This window comes from Vibrio sp. 10N.222.46.A1 (assembly GCF_041473595.1).
In the GTDB taxonomy this organism is placed as follows: domain Bacteria; phylum Pseudomonadota; class Gammaproteobacteria; order Enterobacterales; family Vibrionaceae; genus Vibrio; species Vibrio tasmaniensis_A.
Window position 1 is genome coordinate 1 of sequence record NZ_JBFRSN010000172.1, and the last position, 4,577, is coordinate 4,577.

General features: G+C 43.6%; 4 protein-coding genes. 1 reads left to right on the forward strand and 3 read right to left on the reverse strand.

The genetic code is table 11. The features are described 5' to 3' along the window. Positions 1 to 44 precede the first annotated feature (44 nt). Both AB4496_RS05950 and queD read right to left on the reverse strand, forming a co-directional pair. A complete protein-coding gene (locus tag AB4496_RS05950; RefSeq protein ID WP_133151993.1) occupies positions 45 to 242 on the reverse strand; it encodes a hypothetical protein in 198 nt (65 codons plus the stop codon). A gap of 459 nt (positions 243 to 701) precedes the next feature. After that, on the reverse strand, positions 702 to 1,064 hold the full coding sequence (queD, locus tag AB4496_RS05955) for a 6-carboxytetrahydropterin synthase QueD (RefSeq protein ID WP_009847038.1): 363 nt from the start codon (positions 1,062 to 1,064) through the stop codon (positions 702 to 704). Positions 1,065 to 1,390: 326 nt separating this feature from the next. Between queD and AB4496_RS05960 the strand changes: the two genes are divergently transcribed. Next, positions 1,391 to 3,025, forward strand: coding sequence for a methyl-accepting chemotaxis protein (locus AB4496_RS05960; protein WP_102258630.1), 1,635 nt, complete (start codon positions 1,391 to 1,393; stop codon positions 3,023 to 3,025). Between the two features lie 170 nt (positions 3,026 to 3,195). Here the strand turns inward: AB4496_RS05960 and AB4496_RS05965 are convergent. Beyond that, positions 3,196 to 4,577, reverse strand: a 1,382-nt coding sequence (locus AB4496_RS05965) for a SulP family inorganic anion transporter (protein ID WP_372130691.1), incomplete at its 5' end; no start/stop codon positions are given.

The following is a 4,577-nucleotide window of genomic DNA, read 5'->3' on the forward strand; positions in this document are numbered from 1 at the left end:
TTATAGGTGTGAGTCTTCGTACATCAAGCGGATGACAAAGGGGTTCAAATAGAAATAAAGTTATAAAACGAATAACAATAGGAGCGATAAGCAGTAAAGAAGCGTGCAGAGACGTTGTCGAACAGGGTGTTCAAAGGGGAGCTTGTCTTAAAGGAGGTAAAACGAGAAGCGTGAGCGAGCGTTAACTGATGTGGTGAACCTTCTGTAGGTTCAATAATCGGCGATGTAATCTTGAATTTCATGTATGTGTCCAATAATTGAGTCACATTCCATAGTATTTGAAGCAGCGTATCCGTTGCTGCCCTACCTCTAGCATTAGAGGTCTTTTCATCTTATCGAATGAGCCTCGAAACACAACGCTGTAACCACAATTTCTGCTATTAAATTGAACAAAACAGTCATTTGGATATAAATCGACCACCAAACCGCGTAAAACAATAATCATTTTTGATAAAAATCGGAACTATGAACTCCCCACTCCATTAACAACAAAGCTTGTATAAAGAACACCCAAACATATATGACAGCTACAAAAAAGGCGCTCTTGTAAGCGCCTTTCGTTCGATTATAGCTTTTAAGACTATAACCTTGAAAGCTATAGTATTGAAGACTGTTGCCTTGATAACTATAGCTTTGATAACTGTATCCTTGAAATCTACAGCATCGAAGACTTCAGCATCACAAACTACAGCATCGAAACCTTATTCACCGCGGTAGATACAACCCGCTGTGCATGTTTCTTTAATCTCAACCTTGCTCAAAAGTGGCAAGCTTGGTTTAAGTTCATTCCAGATCCATTTAGCCAATACTTCACTTGTCGGGTTTTCTAAACCTTCAATGTCGTTTAGGTAGTAGTGGTCTAAACGGTCGTAAATTGGTTTGAATACAGCTTTAATTTCAGAAAAGTCGATTACCCAACCTGTATGCGGGTCAACTTCGCCTTCTACGTACAAACGAACAAGAAAAGAGTGACCATGCAAACGACCGCACTTATGCCCTTCTGGCACGTGTGGAAGATGGTGGGCTGCTTCAAACATAAACTCTTTGTATAACTCAGTTCTCATTGTGTTTCTCAGGCTAAAAAAATGACACGCAATATTACGTAAAACCAATACACACTACAAGTTCTATCACCACTGTACGGCCTTATTAGCTTCAAGGGGGAGCTTGTTGCTACCCACTCACTTGAGTCACAATAAAACACATATAAAGATGGCTTGAAAATCACCATACGCTTAACCCTCTCGCCAAATGATAAACAAACCCGCTACATCACAGAAACATAACCACAACCGGAGTGTGGTCACACAATCGGTTATACCCCATAGGTGGTAGAGCTGCTTACACGTAAAGTATGCATGTCATTATACTTAATAAAAACAAACACCTTATGCGCTCAACAATCACCTTTAAAATCCTAGTGGCCCTCGCCATCGTGTTCACTTTTCTATTAGCAATATCGACCTACTTTCAATATTCGCAGCAAAAGCAACTTGTAAACTCAGTGTTAAGTGAGCAACTTCACGATAAAGCGAGCAACTATTTCGATAGCCTCAATATGATGATGCTCACTGGCACCATGGCACAAAAAGAGACCCTTCGTCAGAAAGCGTTAGCGCAAGAAGGCATTGAAAATGTTCGTGTATTGCGTGCTGATGCGGTAAGTAAATTATACGGGCCTGGCAATGGCAACCAAACACCTGTGGATGATATTGATAAACGAGCGCTAGCGGGTGAAACCGTTATCAAACCCTTTTCTGCCGATTGGGGAAAAGGCTTGGTTATTGCTCTGCCAATGAAGTCGAGCGAGAACTATCGCGGCACCAATTGTGTGGCATGTCATATGGCGCCAGAAGGGGAAGTATTAGGTGCAATTCGACTTGAATATAACCTTAACCATGTCAACTCGCTGATCAATACTCAAACGATGACAGCGATCGGTATCATGGCAGTGATCTCCTTTGCCGGATTCGTTCTTACTATGGGATTGATTCGTAAGATAATCGTTCGCCCGCTTCAACAAACCTCTCGCTTTATGACTCAAGTCAGCAGTGATAAAAACCTATCAACTCGACTGCCAGAGCAAAGCAAGGATGAAATTGGCACGCTTGCTAACTCCATCAACTCGTTCATGGGCACGGTTTCCGACAGCTTAGAGAGGGTACAAGACACCTCGCACAAACTGAATGCGTCTGCCAACCAACTGACTAGTGTTGCACAAATTACCGAGCAAGCCGCCAGCGATCAACAAAACGAAACCGCTGAAGTACAAAACAATATCGAAGGGATACAGGCGCAGCAAGTTAATGTAGAACAAGCCACTTTAACCGCGTCAGAACTCATCAATCACACCGCCGATGTGGCATGTAAGAGTGCGAACCAAGCACATGATGCAAGCAGTGAGATAAAGAACCTAGTCAGTAGCATAGAAGAAGTGAAACACAAGATACTGACACTCAATGAGCAAACCGGAGAGGTCTCTTCAATATTGAGTGTGATTCGTGGCATTGCCGATCAAACCAATCTTCTAGCCTTAAATGCGGCGATTGAAGCGGCTCGTGCGGGAGAGCAAGGTCGGGGCTTTGCGGTAGTGGCAGATGAAGTTCGAAATCTTGCATCACGAACGGCAGAGGCAACTGGCAGTATTGAGTCAATCATTCATCAGTTCCAACAAGGCAGTGAAGAATCGCTGAATTCTGCTGACCGCGTTTGCGAACAAGCACATCAAAGCTCAACAGATATCGACGCACTGTCCGTTGAGATGAACGGTGTCGTTGAAGAAATGAAACAAGTGTTGGCTCATGCACAAAATATTCAGCAACAGACGCAATCCACCACACAAGCAACCCAAGATGTGCAACAAAAAGTTGAAACCATCACTTCTCACGCCGACAACACATCGCAGTCTGCAGCTGAAACTCGTGGAATCAGTAATGATTTAGAAGAGCTGTCGGATCACCTTGAATCTCTTATCAACCAATTCACCTTATCGAACTCAAATACCAACGATAAAGGTCAGTCATAGGCCGTTAGAACTCCCCTAGCGACATCAACAAAAAAGCGCTCAAAGATGAGCGCTTTATCTTCATAACAATGTCTAGTTCGGGCTTTAAGATTTTAAGATTTTAAGATTTTAAGATTTTAAGATTTTAAGATTTTAAGATTTTAAGATTTTAAGAGCACCTTAAACCACGATTAGTGCGTAATGGAAACCGCGGTTAAATCTTTATGCTTGTGGTACATCGCGTGCTTGAATATCAGATTCGCACTCACGGTATCCATTCCTGCGACCTCTACATAAGCACCCTTTTTTCGGAACTTAAACACGACCTTATCAAGCGCCTCAACCGACGTGTTATCTAGGAACGATGCATCCGATATATCGATCGTCACTAAAGACGTGGCCTTGTCATAGTCAAATAGATCGACAAACGCATCTGAAGAAGCAAAAAAGACATGGCCTTTTACTCGATGGGTGGTGTGCAGTTCGTTAGTCACCACTTCATCAGATATAAAGACCATCGACTTGCTGGCATGCGCATAAAACAAAGCTGACAACACCACGCCAACTGCAACACCTATCGCGAGATTGTGCGTAAACACCACCACCGCTACGGTCGCTAGCATCGTCACATTAGTAGAGAGCGTGTGATCTTTAAGTTCAACAACAGAACGCCATGAAAACGTGCCGATTGAAACCATGATCATCACAGATACTAAAGCCGCCATCGGTATCAGCTTCAACCAATCAGAAACAAACACCACCATTAGCAACAAAACAACCCCAGCGATCATACTGGATAATCGGGTTAAGCCACCTGATTTGATGTTAATGATCGACTGACCGATCATCGCACACCCCGCCATACCACCAAATAGTGAGGCAACGATGTTCGCTACTCCCTGCCCTTTACACTCATTGTTTTTATTGCTTTCAGTATCGGTCAGATCATCGACTATGGTCGCTGTCATCAAAGATTCCAGTAAGCCAACCAGAGATAGAGCGATAGAGTATGGCAGGATGGTTGCAAGCGTATCGAACGTGAATGGAATATTAGGAATCAAGAATACCGGCAGTGAATCGGGAAGCTTGCCCATATCGCCAATCGTTCTCACATCTAATCCGAACAACAAACTAATGATTGTCAGGGCAACAATAGCGACCAATGGAGAAGGTATTGCACGACCAAACTTGGGAAAATATGGAAGCAAGTAGATGATCGCCAAACCCAAAGCTACTAACACGTAAACACTTGAAGGAACGTTGATCAACTCAGGAAGCTGGGCCATGAAAATGAGAATCGCGAGCGCGTTAACAAATCCAGTAATCACCGATTTGGAAACGAAATTCATTAGGTTACCAAGCTTAAGATACCCGGCTGCGATTTGAATGACGCCAGCTAAAGATGAAGCAGCGAGTAGATATTCTAGTCCGTGCTCTCTCACCAAGGTGACCATTAATAGCGCCATAGCGCCTGTTGCACCGGAAATCATTCCCGGACGACTGCCAACCAAAGCAGTGACGACACAAATACAGAACGAGGCATAGAGCCCTACTTTAGGGTCAACGCCTGCAA

What these genes read in the sequence shown, in the direction of transcription:
- AB4496_RS05950 (WP_133151993.1), bottom strand. Translation starts at nt 242, where the DNA reads ATGAAATTCAAGATTACATCGCCGATTATTGAACCTACAGAAGGTTCA.
- queD (WP_009847038.1), bottom strand. Translation starts at nt 1,064, where the DNA reads ATGAGAACTGAGTTATACAAAGAGTTTATGTTTGAAGCAGCCCACCAT.
- AB4496_RS05960 (WP_102258630.1), top strand. Translation starts at nt 1,391, where the DNA reads ATGCGCTCAACAATCACCTTTAAAATCCTAGTGGCCCTCGCCATCGTG.